General features: G+C 69.5%; 12 protein-coding genes. 10 read left to right on the forward strand and 2 right to left on the reverse strand.

Annotated features, from left to right (window positions below; all coding sequences use genetic code 11):
* Positions 1-43 precede the first annotated feature (43 nt).
* The gene (locus ABNQ39_RS01365; protein WP_376958388.1) at positions 44-676 is read left to right on the forward strand and encodes a DNA-3-methyladenine glycosylase family protein; all 633 of its coding nucleotides are present in this window, start codon (positions 44-46) and stop codon (positions 674-676) included.
* Between the two features lie 10 nt (positions 677-686).
* Here the strand turns inward: ABNQ39_RS01365 and ABNQ39_RS01370 are convergent, their stop codons facing one another.
* Positions 687-1,658, reverse strand: a complete 972-nt coding sequence (locus ABNQ39_RS01370) for a diacylglycerol/lipid kinase family protein (RefSeq protein WP_376958389.1) — start codon at positions 1,656-1,658, stop codon at positions 687-689.
* A gap of 220 nt (positions 1,659-1,878) precedes the next feature.
* On the opposite strand from ABNQ39_RS01370, the gene ABNQ39_RS01375 reads away from it, so the two are divergent.
* The 6 genes from ABNQ39_RS01375 (at position 1,879) to ABNQ39_RS01400 (ending at position 7,766) form a co-directional block, all read left to right on the forward strand.
* The gene (locus ABNQ39_RS01375; protein WP_376958390.1) at positions 1,879-2,727 is read left to right on the forward strand and encodes a UDP-2,3-diacylglucosamine diphosphatase; all 849 of its coding nucleotides are present in this window, start codon (positions 1,879-1,881) and stop codon (positions 2,725-2,727) included.
* Positions 2,724-3,722 carry a glycosyltransferase family 4 protein gene (locus ABNQ39_RS01380; protein WP_376958391.1) on the forward strand — a complete coding sequence of 333 codons (999 nt, stop codon included), beginning with the start codon at positions 2,724-2,726 and terminating at the stop codon, positions 3,720-3,722. Before ABNQ39_RS01375 ends, ABNQ39_RS01380 begins: the two co-directional genes overlap by 4 nt.
* Positions 3,723-3,876: 154 nt before the next feature.
* Positions 3,877-5,163, forward strand: a complete 1,287-nt coding sequence (locus tag ABNQ39_RS01385; protein ID WP_376958392.1) for a 3-deoxy-D-manno-octulosonic acid transferase — start codon at positions 3,877-3,879, stop codon at positions 5,161-5,163.
* 14 nt (positions 5,164-5,177) lie between these two features.
* A complete protein-coding gene (gene lpxK / locus ABNQ39_RS01390; RefSeq protein ID WP_376958393.1) occupies positions 5,178-6,176 on the forward strand; it encodes a tetraacyldisaccharide 4'-kinase in 999 nt (332 codons plus the stop codon).
* Entirely contained in the window at positions 6,160-7,056 is an 897-nt protein-coding gene (locus tag ABNQ39_RS01395; RefSeq protein WP_376958394.1) for an LpxL/LpxP family acyltransferase, read from the forward strand. The genes lpxK and ABNQ39_RS01395 overlap by 17 nt, the downstream gene beginning before the upstream one ends.
* A 47-nt stretch (positions 7,057-7,103) precedes the next feature.
* Positions 7,104-7,766 carry a LysE family translocator gene (locus ABNQ39_RS01400; RefSeq protein ID WP_376958395.1) on the forward strand — a complete coding sequence of 221 codons (663 nt, stop codon included), beginning with the start codon at positions 7,104-7,106 and terminating at the stop codon, positions 7,764-7,766.
* Between the two features lie 40 nt (positions 7,767-7,806).
* On the opposite strand, the gene ABNQ39_RS01405 is transcribed toward ABNQ39_RS01400, so the two are convergent.
* Entirely contained in the window at positions 7,807-8,652 is an 846-nt protein-coding gene (locus tag ABNQ39_RS01405) for a BglII/BstYI family type II restriction endonuclease (protein ID WP_376958396.1), read from the reverse strand.
* 200 nt (positions 8,653-8,852) lie between these two features.
* Here ABNQ39_RS01405 and ABNQ39_RS01410 point away from each other — a divergent pair, with 200 nt between their 5' ends.
* From ABNQ39_RS01410 to ABNQ39_RS01420, 3 genes are all read left to right on the forward strand, one after another.
* On the forward strand, positions 8,853-11,969 hold the full coding sequence (locus ABNQ39_RS01410) for a response regulator (RefSeq protein ID WP_376958397.1): 3,117 nt from the start codon (positions 8,853-8,855) through the stop codon (positions 11,967-11,969).
* A 226-nt stretch (positions 11,970-12,195) separates the two neighbouring features.
* On the forward strand, positions 12,196-13,047 hold the full coding sequence (locus tag ABNQ39_RS01415; protein WP_376958398.1) for an electron transfer flavoprotein subunit beta/FixA family protein: 852 nt from the start codon (positions 12,196-12,198) through the stop codon (positions 13,045-13,047).
* Between the two features lie 25 nt (positions 13,048-13,072).
* Positions 13,073-14,152, forward strand: coding sequence for an electron transfer flavoprotein subunit alpha/FixB family protein (locus tag ABNQ39_RS01420; RefSeq protein WP_376958399.1), 1,080 nt, complete (start codon positions 13,073-13,075; stop codon positions 14,150-14,152).
* The last annotated feature ends 18 nt before the right edge of the window (positions 14,153-14,170 follow it).

Below are 14,170 nucleotides of genomic sequence, written 5' to 3' on the forward strand. Positions count from 1 at the left end.
CGGCAGCCTTGATTGAGCGGTTTGCTGGAGTGGAGTGCGGCAGATGAGCGTTGAACATCTGGCCGCGCTCGACCCCATTTTCGCCGAATGCCTGCGCGTCGGCGGCCCGGTGATCCGTGACTTCACCCGGCCGACCGGCTTCGTCGGCCTGCTGCGCATGGTGATGGAGCAGCAACTCTCCACCACGGTGGCGCTGGTGCTCTGGGCCAAGCTGCAGGACCGGCTGGGCGGCACCGTCACCCCCGACGCCATCCTGGCGCTGGACGACGACAGCTTGCGCGCCTGCGGTTTCTCCCGCCAGAAGATCGGCTATGCCCGCGGCCTTGCCGAGGCGGTGGCGAGCGGCCGGCTCGATTTCGACATCATCCATGACCTGCCCGACGAGGAGGCGATTGCCCAACTCGTCGCGCTGAAAGGCATCGGCCGCTGGAGTGCGGAGGTCTATCTGATGACCACACTCGACCGGCCGGACATCTGGCCCATCGGCGATCTGGCGATCCAGCTGGGCGTCCAGCGGCTGAAGGGTTGGGCGGACAAGCCGAATGCCAAGCAGCTGATCGAGGTGGCGGAGCCCTGGCGGCCCCATCGCTCGCTGGCGGCGCGGCTGGTCTGGCACCATTACGTGGCGTTGCAGGAGCAGGCGAGGGCGGCGCGGGGGCTGCCGCCATCGCGGTGATCGGAAAACCTCACCCTGCCAGCACCGGCAGCCGCCACCCCGCCAGCGTGATCTCCACCGGCAGCCGCGCCAGCACGTCGCCGTCGCCCTGCACCGCGTCGGCGAACAGCCCGTCTCCGGCCGGTCCCTCGATCCGCACGCGCCTGGCCGTCACCACCCGATAATCCGGAAAGCGCGCCAGCCGCCCGGCGGTGACGCCCCAGACATAGCGCAGCGCGTTCAGCCGCCCGCCGCGCGGGAACAGGCAGACATGCAGTTCCGGCTCCGTCAGCCGCGCATCGGGCGCGCAGATGAACCGGCCGCCGTAGAAATGCCCTTTGGCGACGATGACCGACGCCAGTTCCTGTGTTTCCCCGTCGTCCAGAGTGACCCGATAGCGGTGGTCGGGCCGGGTCGCCAACTGCACCAGCGTCTCGGCGACATAGGCACCCTTGCCGATCAGCCGCTTCACTCTGGGATCGACCCGCTCCACCACCCGCGCGTCCAGCCCGACCCCAGCCATCAGCGAAAACACCCGCCCGTTGGCCTGCGCCGGCCAGATCATCGTCCGCTTTCCGCCGGAAATCGCCGTCGCGATGCGCTCCGCATCCATCGTCAGGCCCAGTTCGGCCGCCAGCACATTGGCGGTGCCCATCGGCACGATGCCGAGCGGCAGCGGCCGGCCCGCCTCGGCATGGGCGGCCAGCCCGTTGATGACCTCGTTGATGGTGCCGTCGCCGCCGGCCGCCACCACCGCATCCACCTCGGCGGGATCGGCCGCGCGGGCGAACGCCTCGGCGTCGCCGCGCCTGCCGGTCGGCCTGACGGTGACGCCTATGCCGCGCGCCTCCAGCCGGGCGACCACCGCGCGAAGCCGCCGTGCCCGCCGCCCGCCGGCGGTCGGGTTGTGGATCACCAGCAGCCGCCGCACGTCGATGGCCGCATCCTCGCCGCTGCCTGTGCCAACCGCCGGGCTTTCGCCCACCAGAACCGTGTCGCGCACCGATTCGCTCTCCCTGACCGGCGCGTAGTGCGCCTTCTGTTGCAGAACAGTGAAGGGCTTGCGGCGGTTCCATTACAGTAAAACTGCGACGGTATGACGATAGCCCAAATCGTTGTGACGAATAGGTGCGGCTGTTTCAAATCGTTGTCAAGGCATGCCTCTTTCCTTTATACGGCAGTTGTCTTGATGGCCATCGGCCAGGGCGACGACGGAGCGGAAGATGGACGCCGTCCCAGCGGTCAAGCGTTACCGCAGCATTTGGATATCCGACGTTCATCTTGGAACGCGCGGCTGTCAGGCGGAAATGCTTCTCGATTTCCTGAAGCACACCGAATCGGATCACCTGTTCCTGGTCGGCGACATCGTCGACGGCTGGCGGCTGAAGAAAAGCTGGTACTGGCCGCAGGCCCACAATGACGTGGTGCAGAAGATCATGCGCCGTGCCCGCAAGGGGGTGGAGGTCTATTACATCCCCGGCAACCATGACGAGGCGGCGCGCGATTATGTCGGGCTGCAATTCGGCGGCGTGCATGTGGTGGACGAATGGGTCCACACCACCGCCGACGGCCGCCGCCTGCTGATCACCCACGGCGACAAGTTCGACGCGGTCGTGCGCTACGCCAAGTGGCTGGCCCTGCTCGGCGACCACGCCTACGTCACGCTGCTGCACGTCAACACCCTGTTCAACTGGGTGCGCCGCAAGCTCGGCTTCAATTACTGGTCGCTGTCGGCCTACCTGAAACACAAGGCGAAGACCGCGGTCGAATTCATCGGAAAATACGAAGAAGCCCTGGGCGAGGAAGCCCGCCGCCGCAAGGTCGACGGTGTCGTCTGCGGCCACATCCACACCGCCGAGATGCGCGACATCGAAGGAATCCTCTATTGCAACGACGGCGATTGGGTCGAGTCCTGCACCGCCTTGGTCGAGCACGACAGTGGCGCGCTGGAAATCATCCACTGGACGGAGGTCATGGCGCAGCGGCTTGCCACCGCCGGTCCCAGCAGCAGCCCCAACGGTGGCAAGGTCATGGCGAAGGAACTCACGGCGAAGGAACGGGAAGCGGCGTGAACATCCTGATCGTCAGCGACGCCTGGCACCCGCAGGTGAACGGCGTCGTGCGCACCATCGGCACCGTGCGCGCGGAACTGGAGGCGATGGGCCACAGCGTCGAGGTGATCGGCCCCGACCGCTTCCGCACCCTGCCGATGCCGACATATCCGGAAATCCGGCTGGCGCTGGGGGCGAAGAGGCGGCTGTGGGCGATGATCGACGGCCTGCGGCCCGACTGCATCCACATCGCCACCGAAGGGCCGCTCGGCTTTGCCGCGCGCTCCTATTGCCTGAAGCACGGTAAGCCCTTCACCACCGCCTACCACACCCGCTTTCCCGAATATGTGCGCGACCGCGCGCCGATCCCGCTGGCGCTGTCCTATGCGGTGGTGCGCCGCTTCCACAAGCCGTCCTCGGCGGTGATGGTGGCGACCCAGACCATCGAGGACGCGCTGACGACCCGCGGCTTCGCCAACATCCGCCGCTGGACCCGCGGCGTCGACACCGAGCTGTTCCGGCCCCGCGACAAGGACTTCCTCGATCTGCCGCGCCCGGTGTCGATGTATGTCGGGCGCGTGGCGGTGGAAAAGAACCTGGAGGATTTCCTGCGCCTCGATCTGCCCGGCACCAAGGTGGTGGTCGGCGACGGCCCGGCGCGGGAGGAGTTGCAGCGCAGATACCCGTCCGCCCATTGGGTCGGTGCCAAGCATGGCGAGGAGCTGGCGAGGCATTATGCCGCTGCCGACGTCTTCGTCTTCCCGTCGCGCACCGACACCTTCGGGTTGGTGCTGCTGGAGGCGCTGGCATCCGGCGTGCCGGTGGCGGCCTATCCGGTGCCCGGACCGCTGGACGTGGTCGACGGCTCCGGCGCCGGCTGCCTGGACGAGGATCTGAAGCGCGCGGTCGAAGGGGCGCTGGCGATCCCGGCGCAGACCTGCCGCGACTATGCGCTGGGCTATTCCTGGCGCCGCTCGGCCGAACAGTTCCTGTCGAACCTGCGGCCGTTTGCCTGAACGGGGTGTGTGGCGGTGAGGGGGCTGCGTCGCACCGGCCCCTGTTACGGAACCGTTGCCGCGTGCTAAGGTGCCGCCGGGCGCGTCGCCGGTGGTCCGTATCAGGGGCACCGGCAACGCGCCCGTTGTCGTACGTCTCCTGTTCCGGACCTTGATGCTGCATTCCCTCTACCGTGGCCTGACGACCGTTGCCGGGCCGGCGGTGCGCCTTTATCTCGACCGGCGCCGTGCCGCCGGCAAGGAAGACCCCGCGCGTCAGGCGGAGCGGTTCGGCGTGGCATCGCAAGCCCGGCCGACCGGCCCGCTGGTCTGGATTCACGCGGCCAGCGTGGGGGAGGCGAACTCGGTCCTTGTGCTCGTCGGCCGCCTGCAGGACGGCGCGCCCGACCTGACCGTGCTGATGACCACCGGCACCGTCACCTCGGCCGAGCTGATGGGCCGGCGGCTGCCGCAGCGCGCCATCCATCAATATGTGCCGGTCGATCTGCCGGGCGCGGTCGACCGTTTCCTCGACCATTGGCGGCCCGACGCCGTGTTGTGGACGGAATCGGAGATCTGGCCGAACCTGCTGGCCGGCATCCGCGCCCGTTCGATCCCCGCCGCGCTGGTCAATGCCCGCATGTCCGAACGCAGCTTCTCGCGCTGGCGCAACGTGCCGGGGTTGATCGGCGACCTGCTGTCGACTTTCCAGGTGACGCTTGCCCAGACCGAAGGCGATGCGGAGCGGCTGCGCCGGCTCGGCGCCTCCGGCGTCGCCAGCGTCGGCAACCTGAAATTCTCCGCCGAGCCTCCCCCCGCCGTTGCCGACGCGATGGAGCCGTTGCGCGTCGCCCTGGCCGGCCGGCCGGTCTGGCTGCTCGCCAGCTCCCACCCCGGAGAGGACGAGATCGCCGCGGCGGTCCATGCCGCGCTGGCCCCGGTGCTGCCCGGCCTGCTGACGGTCGTCGCCCCGCGCCATGCCCATCGCGGCGACGCCATCGCGGAGCTGATGCGGGCCCGCGGCCTCTCGGTTCTTCAACGGACGTCCGGGCATCGCCTGCCGGGTCCGGAGCATGCCGTCTATGTCGCCGACACCATGGGCGAGCTTGGGCTGTTCTACCGTGCGGCACCGGTGGTGTGCATGGGCGGGTCCTTCATCCCCCATGGCGGACAGAACCCGGTGGAGCCGGCGCAGCTGGGCTGTGCCGTGCTGTACGGCCCACACATGTTCAATTTCGGCGAGATCACCCACATGCTGGAGGCTGCCGGCGGCGCCCTGCCGGTGGCGGACGGCGAGGCGCTGACCCGCGAGGCGCGCCGGCTGCTGACCGATGACCGGGCGCGCGAGCGCATCGTCGCGGGTGCGGCACGGGTGACCGCGGACAACCGGCGGATCATCGACCGGGCGCTGGCGGCGCTGGCCCCGGTGCTGGGTGCCGCCGGCATCCGGACGGCTGCCTGAGGGGACGCGCCGCCGTGAAGACCCCCGCCTTCTGGTACCGGCCGCCGGGCCTCGCCTCCACCCTGCTGGCGCCGCTGGGGGCGCTGTATGGGCTGGCCGGGCGGCGGCGCATCGCCGGGACCGTTCCGCGCGAGGTCGGCGTTCCGGTGGTCTGCGTCGGCAATCTGGTGGCGGGCGGCGCCGGCAAGACGCCGGTTGGGCTGTCCCTGATCGCGGCCTTGCAGGCCCGCGGCGTCGCCGTCCATGCGCTGACCCGCGGTCATGGCGGGCGGGCGGCCGGTCCGCTGGCGGTCGATCCCGGCCGCCATACCGCCGCCGATGTCGGTGACGAGGCGCTGCTGCTGGCCGGGGCGGCGCCCTGCTGGGTGGCCCGCGACCGGCTGGCTGGGGCGGAGCGCGCGGTTGCCGCCGGTGCCGGAGCCATCGTCATGGATGACGGGTTCCAGAACCCGGCCCTGCACAAGGATCTGTCGCTGATCGTCGCCGACGGCGCGGTCGGCTTCGGCAACGGCCGGCTGGTGCCGGCGGGGCCGCTGCGGGAACGGGTGGCCGACGGACTCGCCCGTGCCGATGCGCTGGTGATACTGGGCGAGGACCACCACGGTCTGGCGGGGCTGGCCGGCGGACGCCCGGTGCTGGCGGCCCGGCTGGAGCCCGATCCGGAGGCCGCCGCGCGTCTGGTTGGCCGCGACGTGCTGGCCTTCGCCGGCATCGGCCGACCGGAGAAGTTCTTCGCGACGCTGGAGGCGTTCGGTGCCCGGATCGCGGAGCGGGTGCCCTTCGCCGACCACCATCCCTACCGCCCGGCCGAGGTGGCGGCGCTGATCGACCGCGCCGCGGCGCTGGGCGCCTTGCCCGTCACCACCGCCAAGGACGCCGTCCGCCTGCCGCCGGAGGTGCGGGCGAAAATCGCCGTCCTGCCGGTGTCGGTGCGCTGGGCGGACGAGAGCGCGCTCGCCGCGTTGCTGACTCCTGTTTCGCTGAAAGGAAGCCCCGATGGCCAAGCCGCGTAGCCCGTTGCAGAAATGGCTGACGCGCCGCATCGGCTATCCGGTCGAGGCGCTGCTGGTCCATGGCGTCTGCGCCCTGTTCCGCGCTCTGCCGCTCGACCGTGCATCGGCACTCGGCGGTTGGATCGGCCGGACGGTGGGGCCGAGGCTGCCCAACAGCGCCCGTGCCCGGCGCAACCTGGCCCGTGCCTTTCCCGAGAAGGGCGGGGCGGAGATCGAGGCGATCGTTCGCGGCATGTGGGACAATCTCGGCCGCACTATCGCCGAATACCCGCATCTGGAGCAGATCGGCCGCGAGCGGATCGAGGTGGTCGGCATCGAACATGTCGACGCATTGCTTGAGGACGGCAAGGCCGGCATCCTGGTTTCCGGCCATCTGGCGAACTGGGAGGTGCTGCCGGTCGCGGCCCGCCTGCGCGGGATGGCACTGGGGGTGGTTTACCGCGCGCCGAACAATCCGATGGTCGGCGCACTGCTGGTGAAGCTGCGCGGGGCGGCGACCGGCACCCAGATCCCCAAGGGGCCGGACGGTGCCAAGATCCTGTTGCGCCACCTGACCAGGGGTGGCCATGTCGGCATGCTGATCGACCAGAAGATGAATGACGGCATCCCCGTGCCCTTCTTCGGCCGCGACGCCATGACTGCCCCGGCGGCGGCCGTTCTCGGCTTGAAGATGAAGCTGCCGCTGTGCGCCACACGGACCGAGCGGCTGGAGGGTGCCAATTTCCGCGTCACCGTCCTGCCGCCGGAGGAATACCCGACCAGCGGCGACCGCAATGCGGATGCGCGAATTCTTATGGAAAGGCTGAACCGGCTGTTGGAGGATTGGATCCGCGACAAGCCGGCTCAATGGCTGTGGATCCACCGCCGCTGGCCCGACTGAGCACCCGAACCCCTGCCTGAGCCTCTTGCCCGAAGGCCCGTCCCGCCATGACCCTGCCGCTCGATCTCCACCTGCTGCAACTCTATATGGTCGCCGTCTGTGTGCTGGTCCTGGCACCGGGGCCGGACTCGCTTCTGGTGCTGACCCGCAGCATCGCCGATGGCCGGCAGGCGGGCGTGGTGGCGACGGTTGGCATCTGTGTCGGCAACACCGTCCATTCGCTGCTGGCCGCCGCCGGCATCTCCGCCCTGATCGCGGCGTCGGCGTCGCTGTTCGACCTGCTGCGCTATGCCGGCGGCGCCTATCTCGCCTGGATCGGCCTGCGCTCGCTGTGGAGCGTCTGGACCAGCCGCGGTGCCGAGCCCGCCCCGTCCATCGAGGCCCCGGCCCCGGCTGGCACGGGCCGCGTCTTCGTCCAGGCGCTGCTGACCAACCTGTTGAACCCGAAGATCATCCTGTTCCAACTGGCCTTCGTGCCCCAGTTCATCGCTCCGGACCTGGGCCATGTGGCGTTGCAGACCTTCATCCTCGGCAACATCATCTCGGTGCTGGGCGGCCTCTATCTGGTTGGCATCGCCGCACTCAGCGCCGGGGCCGCGCGGCGCGTCCTGTCCAGCCCGCGGGTCCGCACGGCGCTGGACGGCATCGCCGGTGTGCTGTTCCTTGGGTTCGCGGTGCGGCTGCTGCTGACCGACCGCAAGTTCGCGTGAGAAGGCCGGTGAGGGCCCTGGTCGGGGCTCCCCGGCGCCCTCACCACAGATCGTCCTCGTCCTCCACCCCGGTGTCGACATCGAAGGTCGCGGTCTGCCGCACCACCGGGTGGCTGTCCTTCCAGTCGTCGAAATCCGACACCAGCGCCGGGCGGATGCCGAGCGCCAGCACCGGGCAGCCGCCGCCCCGGCCAGCATCCAGCCGGTAGAGCAGCTTCTTCATCCAGGTGGTGCTGGCGCCGTACTTGTTCTGGAAGTTCTTCATCTCGACCCGCCGCGCCACCTCGGTGAACAGCGGGATCAGCTCGGCGCTGCGGGTCAGCAGGACGCCGGCATTGATGATGCCGCATTCGTAGAAGGTGCGGGCGGCATAAAGGTCGCGGTCGAAGGTCTGGTCCTTGCTGTTCCATTCCAGGTCGAAGGACACCCGCCCTTTCACGAAGTCGATCTTGTGACCGTCGATGAAGCCGTTGACCTTGTACAGCTCCTCGTGCTGGCGCTGTTCGGTGACGGTCTGGCCGCGGTTCTTCCCGGCGATGCGGCGCTTCTCCTCATGCGTCACGATCATCTTGGTGATGAACAGGTCGCCGCGGATGCGCGTCTCGTTCCAGCCCAGCGGGTTCAGCATCCGCTCCATCGTCTTGGCGATCTGCGATTTGTTGCCGCCGGACGCCACGATGTCCTCGGTGCGGATGCGGAAATCCATCAGCCGTTCGGTGATCTCGCGGAACTCGGCGGTGCAGGCATGGGCCAGGATGCGCGCGGCGTTGCGGTAGCTGTGCACCTCGTACAGGTCGAGGAAGCCGGGCGGGAACAGGTCGCCCAGGTCGGGATCCCGCGCCTCGATCAGCGGGGCCTTGTCGTGGATGCAGGCGAGCAGATTCATGACGGCACATGCGCGATGGAAAACGGCGCCACCATGGCGGCTGCCGCCCGGCAAATCCACCCTTTCAGTCCGATGACCGCCGGAAGGGGGCCGACTGGCGGTCATTCCCCGACATATGCTAAGGTCGCCAGCGCGTTGGGGCGCGCTTTGGGCCGCGCATCGGGGTGGAAAAAGCGCGGCAAGTTCGCCGGGGGACCGTGATGAGCGACGAATTCCTGTTCGCGGAGGAGGAGCCCGCCGTCGAGGCGGTTGCCGAGGCTGCGGAGCCGGTCGAACCCTGGCTGATCCTGATCGTCGACGACGACCCGGCCATCCATGCCACCACCAAGATGGTGCTGCGCGGCTTCACCTTCGAAGGACGCCCGGCGCAGTTCCTGTCGGCCGCCACCGCGGCGGAGGCGCGCGGGGTGCTGCGCGACAACCCGGCCATCGCGGTGATCCTGCTGGACGTCGTGATGGAATCCGACGACGCCGGCCTGCGGCTGGTCCGCTACATCCGCAGCGAGCTGAGCAACCGCCGTGTGCGCATCATCCTGCGCACCGGCCAGCCCGGGCAGGCGCCGGAACGCGACGTCATCCTCAGCTACGACATCAACGACTACAAATCGAAGACCGAGCTGACGGCGCAGAAGCTGTTCACCTCCGTCGTCGCCGCGCTGCGCGGCTATCAGGACATCACCGCCATCGAGGATCACCGGGAGGGGCTGGAGCGCATCCTGGACTCCTCCTCCACCCTGCTGGGCAAGCGGACGATGGCGGAGTTCGTCCGCCATGCGGTGGAGCAGATCGTCGGCGTCTGCCCGCCCGCCCATGGACCGACTTCGGGCGGGGGGGCGGGCGGGGTGGCGCTGGTCAGCCGCCTGTGCGACGGGCCGCGGCCTGCGGAGCCGCTGGTGCTGGGCGGTGCCGGCTGCCATGTCGGGATGGAAGGCATCCCGCTGTTCCTGGCGCTGCCGCCCGACGCGGCACAGGCGGTGACCGCGGTGCTGGCCGATGGCCGCAACCGCTATGAGCGCGGGCACAGCGTTCTGGTCTTCCGCTCCGCCACCCGCCGGCACGACACCGTGGTCTATCTCGGGCATGGCCGCGCCCTGACGGCCGACGAGCGGCGGCTGCTGGAGGTGTTCTGCGCCAAGGTCGCCATCGGCTTCGACAACGTCCACCTCTACGAGGAACTGACCGAGCTGAACCGCAGCCTGGAACGGCAGGTGGCGGAGCGCACGCAGGATCTGGTTGCGGCGCGCGTGGTGGCCGAGGCGGCGCGGTCGGAAGCCGAGGCGGCCAACCAGGCGAAGTCGCTGTTCCTGGCGACGATGAGCCACGAGATCCGCACGCCGATGAACGGCATCCAGGGCATGCTGGAACTGCTGGAGCACACCAGCCTGACCGGCGACCAGCGCGAACTGGTCAGCGTGGTGCGGGAATCGGCCGGCGCCCTGCTGACCATCATCAACGACATCCTCGACTTCTCTAAGATCGAGGCCGGCCGGCTCGACCTGGAGCGGGTACCGGTGGCGCTCGCCAATGTGGTGGAGGGGGTAGCCGACACGCTGGCGCCGGGGGCCAGGGCCAAGGGGCTGTCACTGGTCACCTACATCGACCCCGACCTGCCGGCGGAAGTCGTCGGCGATCCGGTCCGCATCCGGCAGGTGCTGTTCAACATCGCCGGCAACGCGGTGAAGTTCACCCAGTCGGGCTCGGTCACCGTGCGGGTGGAGTTGGCGCATTTCGACGGCGACCGCGTCATCATCCGCGTCGCGGTGACCGACACCGGCATCGGCATCTCCAGGGAAAACCAGACCCGCCTGTTCCGCCCCTTCACCCAGGCGGAGGCGTCGACCACCCGCCGCTTCGGCGGCACCGGGCTGGGGCTGTCGATCTGCCGGCGTCTGGCCGAGCTGATGGGTGGCGACATCGGCGTCAACAGCGAGGTCAATGTCGGCTCCACCTTCTGGTTCACCTTCGCCGCCGATCTGGTTGCGGTGGACGAGCAGGCCATGACGCAGCGGGCGCCGCTTCAGGGGGTGACCGTCCTGCTCCTGGCGGCGGATGCGCAGGAGCGTGGCTTTCTCGCCCGCTACCTGAATGCCGACGGCGCCCAGGTGGTGGAGGCGGCCGACGCCGACGCCGCCTTGCGCACCCTGTTGCCGACCGCCGCCTGCGACGTGCTGGTCTCGACGCTCGGCACCGACACCGCGGCGCTGGACCGCGACCCGCGTGGCCGGGTGCGCGGGCGCGTGGTGATCGGCGGCGACGCGCTGAGTTCCGGCGATGCGGCGGAACTGGGGGCCTCCGGTGCCGGCACCGTGGTGCTCGGCCGGCCGGTGCGGCGGGTCGGGCTGGTCCGTGCCGTCCTGGCCGCCGCCGGCCGGATGGCGGCGGGGGAGGGTGGGCGCGCCGACCGGCAACCCGCGCCGGAGCCCGCCGCCCCGGCCGCCGGCCGCCGCCGCCTGCCCACGGTTGAGGAGGCGCGGGCACAGGGCCGGCTGATCCTGGTGGCGGAAGACCATCCGACCAACCGTCAGGTCATCCAGCGCCAGCTGACCCTGCTCGGCCATGTGATGGAGACGGCGGAGGACGGCGCCCAGGCGCTGGCCCTGTGGCGGGCCGGCGGCCATGGCCTGCTGCTGACCGACTGCCAGATGCCGGAGATGGACGGCATGGAGCTGGCCCGCAGCATCCGCGCCGCAGAGGGGGAAAGCGGCGTTCGCCTGCCCATCGTCGCCATCACCGCCAACGCGACGGAGAACGAGGCCCAGCTTTGCCTTCTCGCGGGCATGGACGACACGCTGGCGAAACCGGTCAGCCTTGCCGACCTGCGCCGGGTGGTGGACCGTTTCCTGCCGCCAGCGGACGGCGAAACCGGGGAGGGAGAGGACTTGGACGATCCGTTGCATAACACGGAGCCGGTGACCGGCGGGTTGCAGCAACCGGCACCTCAGCCCTCGCCCCGGCCCGCTCTCGCCCCCGCTCCCGCCATCGCCGACCTGCCGCCGCTCGACCTCGAGGCGCTGACCGCGCTGTTCGACGGCGACAGCGAGTTCGTCCGGCATCTGCTGGGCGAGTTCGTGACCTCCAACAGCGCCTCGCACCATTGGCTGGTCGACGCGCTGGCCGGCGAGATCTGGGACGAGGTGCGGCAGGCCGCCCACAAGCTGGCGGGGTCCTCGCGCACCGTCGGCGCCCGCGACCTTGCCGCCGCCGCCGATGCGGTGGAACTGGCGGTGATCGACCACCGGCTGGACGGCATCGCCGACATGGTCGCCCGCGTCGGCGTGGAGCTGGACCGGGTCGTCGCCCACATCGAGACGGTCTGAGTCCGCACCCGCCGGGGCTGTAGCGAAACCGACATGCGCGTCCCCTTGTCGCCTTTGCGACACGGGGATGGCGCTTTCCGACTTTTAAAAATCTCCAGTGTTTCCCGTGGCTTGGCCGGTCTCGCCCGGCTGGCACGCTGCTTGCTGTCTGGGGTGTATCCCGGCCCGGTGCCGGCCCCAAACCCACATGCGCGTCACAGCGAGAGCGGAAGCCAAGGAGAACGGGATGCACATCGTCGTCTGTATCAAACAGGTGCCCGACAGCGCCCAGATCCGCATCCATCCCGTCACCAACACCATCATGCGGCAGGGCGTGCCCGCCATCATCAACCCCTTCGACCTGTTCTCGCTGGAAGAGGCGTTGCGGCTGAAGGACAAGGTGGGTGCCCGCGTTACCGTGCTGACCATGGGGCCGCCGATGGCGGAGACCTCGCTGCGCAAGGCGCTGTCGCTGGGGGCCGACGACGCGGTGCTGCTGACCGACCGCAAGTTCGCCGGGTCCGACACGCTGGCGACCTCCTACGCCCTGACCTCGGCCATCCAGAAGCTGGCTGAGGAGGATCCGGTCGACATCGTCTTCTGCGGCAAGCAGACGGTGGACGGCGACACCGCCCAGGTCGGCCCCGGCATCGCCACCCGCCTCGGCTTCGAGCAGCTGACCTACATCACCAGGATCGAGGATCTGGACATCGCGTCCAAGGAGATCGTGGTGCAGCGCCGCTCCGAAGGCGGGGTGCAGGTGCTGAAGACGAAGCTCCCCTGCATGATCACCATGCTGGAGGGCACCAACACCATCCGCTTCGGCAAGATGGACGATCTGTTCCGCGCCGCCCGCTACGAGCTGAAGACCTGGAGCCGCGACTTCACCGGCGCCGAGGAGGGCCGCGTCGGCCTGAAGGGCTCGCCGACCGTGGTGTCGAAGGTGTTCGTGCCGAAGCCGCGGGCGGAGAAGGCGAAGATGATCGTCGCCGACACCGACACCCCCGACGCGATGGCGGCCGCCGCCATCGACGCCATCTTCTCCGCCCAGCCCAAGCTGGCCGGCGACCTGCTCGCCCGCGCCGCGGCCGGGCTTTGACGATCCATCCGCGGGAGACCCGACGATGAGCGAACCGAGCAAGCCCCAGGGCCGCAAGTTCCAGCTTCCCGAACACCTCAAGGTTTACCAGAACGTCTGGGTGATCGTGGAGCAGGAGCGCGGCACCGTCCATTCCGTGTCGCTGGAGCTGCTGGGCGAAGCCCGCAAGCTGGCCGACAAGCTGGGGGTGGAGGTCGGTGCCGTGGTGCTGGGCGCCGAGAGCCCCGACCTGAACCGCATCTGCGGCGACGCCATCGGCTATGGCGCCGACATCGTCTACAAGGTGACCGACCCGGCGCTGGCCGACTACCGCACCGACCCCTATTGCCGCGTCATGACCGACGTGGTGAACACCCACAAGCCGGAGATCGTGCTGCTGGGCGCCACCACGCTGGGCCGCGATCTGGCCGGCGCCATCGCCACCACGCTGGCGACCGGCCTGACCGCCGACTGCACCGAGTTGGACATCTACGCCGACAACCGCTCGCTGGCCGCCACCCGGCCGACCTTCGGCGGCACGCTGCTCTGCACCATCCAGACGCTGGCCTACCGGCCGCAGATGGCGACGGTGCGGCCGCGCGTGATGGCGATGCCGGAGCGCGACGATGCCCGCACCGGCCGCGTCATCGAAATCCAGCCGGATCTCCGCGAGGAGGACATCGTCACCAAGGTCCTGAACTTCATCGCCGACCGCGAGCAGAACGAGGCGCAGCTGGCCTTCGCCGACATCATCGTGTCGGCCGGCAAGGGGCTGGGCAAGGTCGAGAACATGAAGCTGGTCTTCGACCTCGCCAAGGTCCTGGGTGCCGAGGTCGGGGTGACCCGCCCGCTGGTCCAGGCCGGCTGGGCGACCAACGACCGTCAGGTCGGGCAGACCGGCAAGACGGTGCGGCCGAAGCTCTACATCGCCGCCGGCATCTCCGGCGCCATCCAGCATCGGGTGGGCATGGAGAAGTCGGACCTGATCCTGGCGATCAACACCGATCCCAACGCGACGATCTTCGACTTCGCCCATCTCGGGCTGGTCGGCGATGCGCTGAAGATCCTGCCGGCGCTGACCGATGCCTTCGGCCGCCGGCTCTCCGTCAACCGCATGGCCGGCTGACCGCCGGACGAGAAAGGA

The sequence above is a fragment of the Azospirillum sp. A26 genome, assembly GCF_042604635.1.
Classification (GTDB): domain Bacteria; phylum Pseudomonadota; class Alphaproteobacteria; order Azospirillales; family Azospirillaceae; genus Azospirillum; species Azospirillum palustre.

Bases quoted from the DNA above. Each gene is read 5' to 3' on its own strand.
- ABNQ39_RS01410 (WP_376958397.1), top strand. From the start codon at position 8,853: ATGAGCGACGAATTCCTGTTCGCGGAGGAGGAGCCCGCCGTCGAGGCG.
- ABNQ39_RS01420 (WP_376958399.1), top strand. From the start codon at position 13,073: ATGAGCGAACCGAGCAAGCCCCAGGGCCGCAAGTTCCAGCTTCCCGAA.
- ABNQ39_RS01400 (WP_376958395.1), top strand. From the start codon at position 7,104: ATGACCCTGCCGCTCGATCTCCACCTGCTGCAACTCTATATGGTCGCC.
- ABNQ39_RS01415 (WP_376958398.1), top strand. From the start codon at position 12,196: ATGCACATCGTCGTCTGTATCAAACAGGTGCCCGACAGCGCCCAGATC.
- ABNQ39_RS01375 (WP_376958390.1), top strand. From the start codon at position 1,879: ATGGACGCCGTCCCAGCGGTCAAGCGTTACCGCAGCATTTGGATATCC.
- ABNQ39_RS01405 (WP_376958396.1), bottom strand. From the start codon at position 8,652: ATGAATCTGCTCGCCTGCATCCACGACAAGGCCCCGCTGATCGAGGCG.
- ABNQ39_RS01395 (WP_376958394.1), top strand. From the start codon at position 6,160: ATGGCCAAGCCGCGTAGCCCGTTGCAGAAATGGCTGACGCGCCGCATC.
- ABNQ39_RS01365 (WP_376958388.1), top strand. From the start codon at position 44: ATGAGCGTTGAACATCTGGCCGCGCTCGACCCCATTTTCGCCGAATGC.
- ABNQ39_RS01385 (WP_376958392.1), top strand. From the start codon at position 3,877: ATGCTGCATTCCCTCTACCGTGGCCTGACGACCGTTGCCGGGCCGGCG.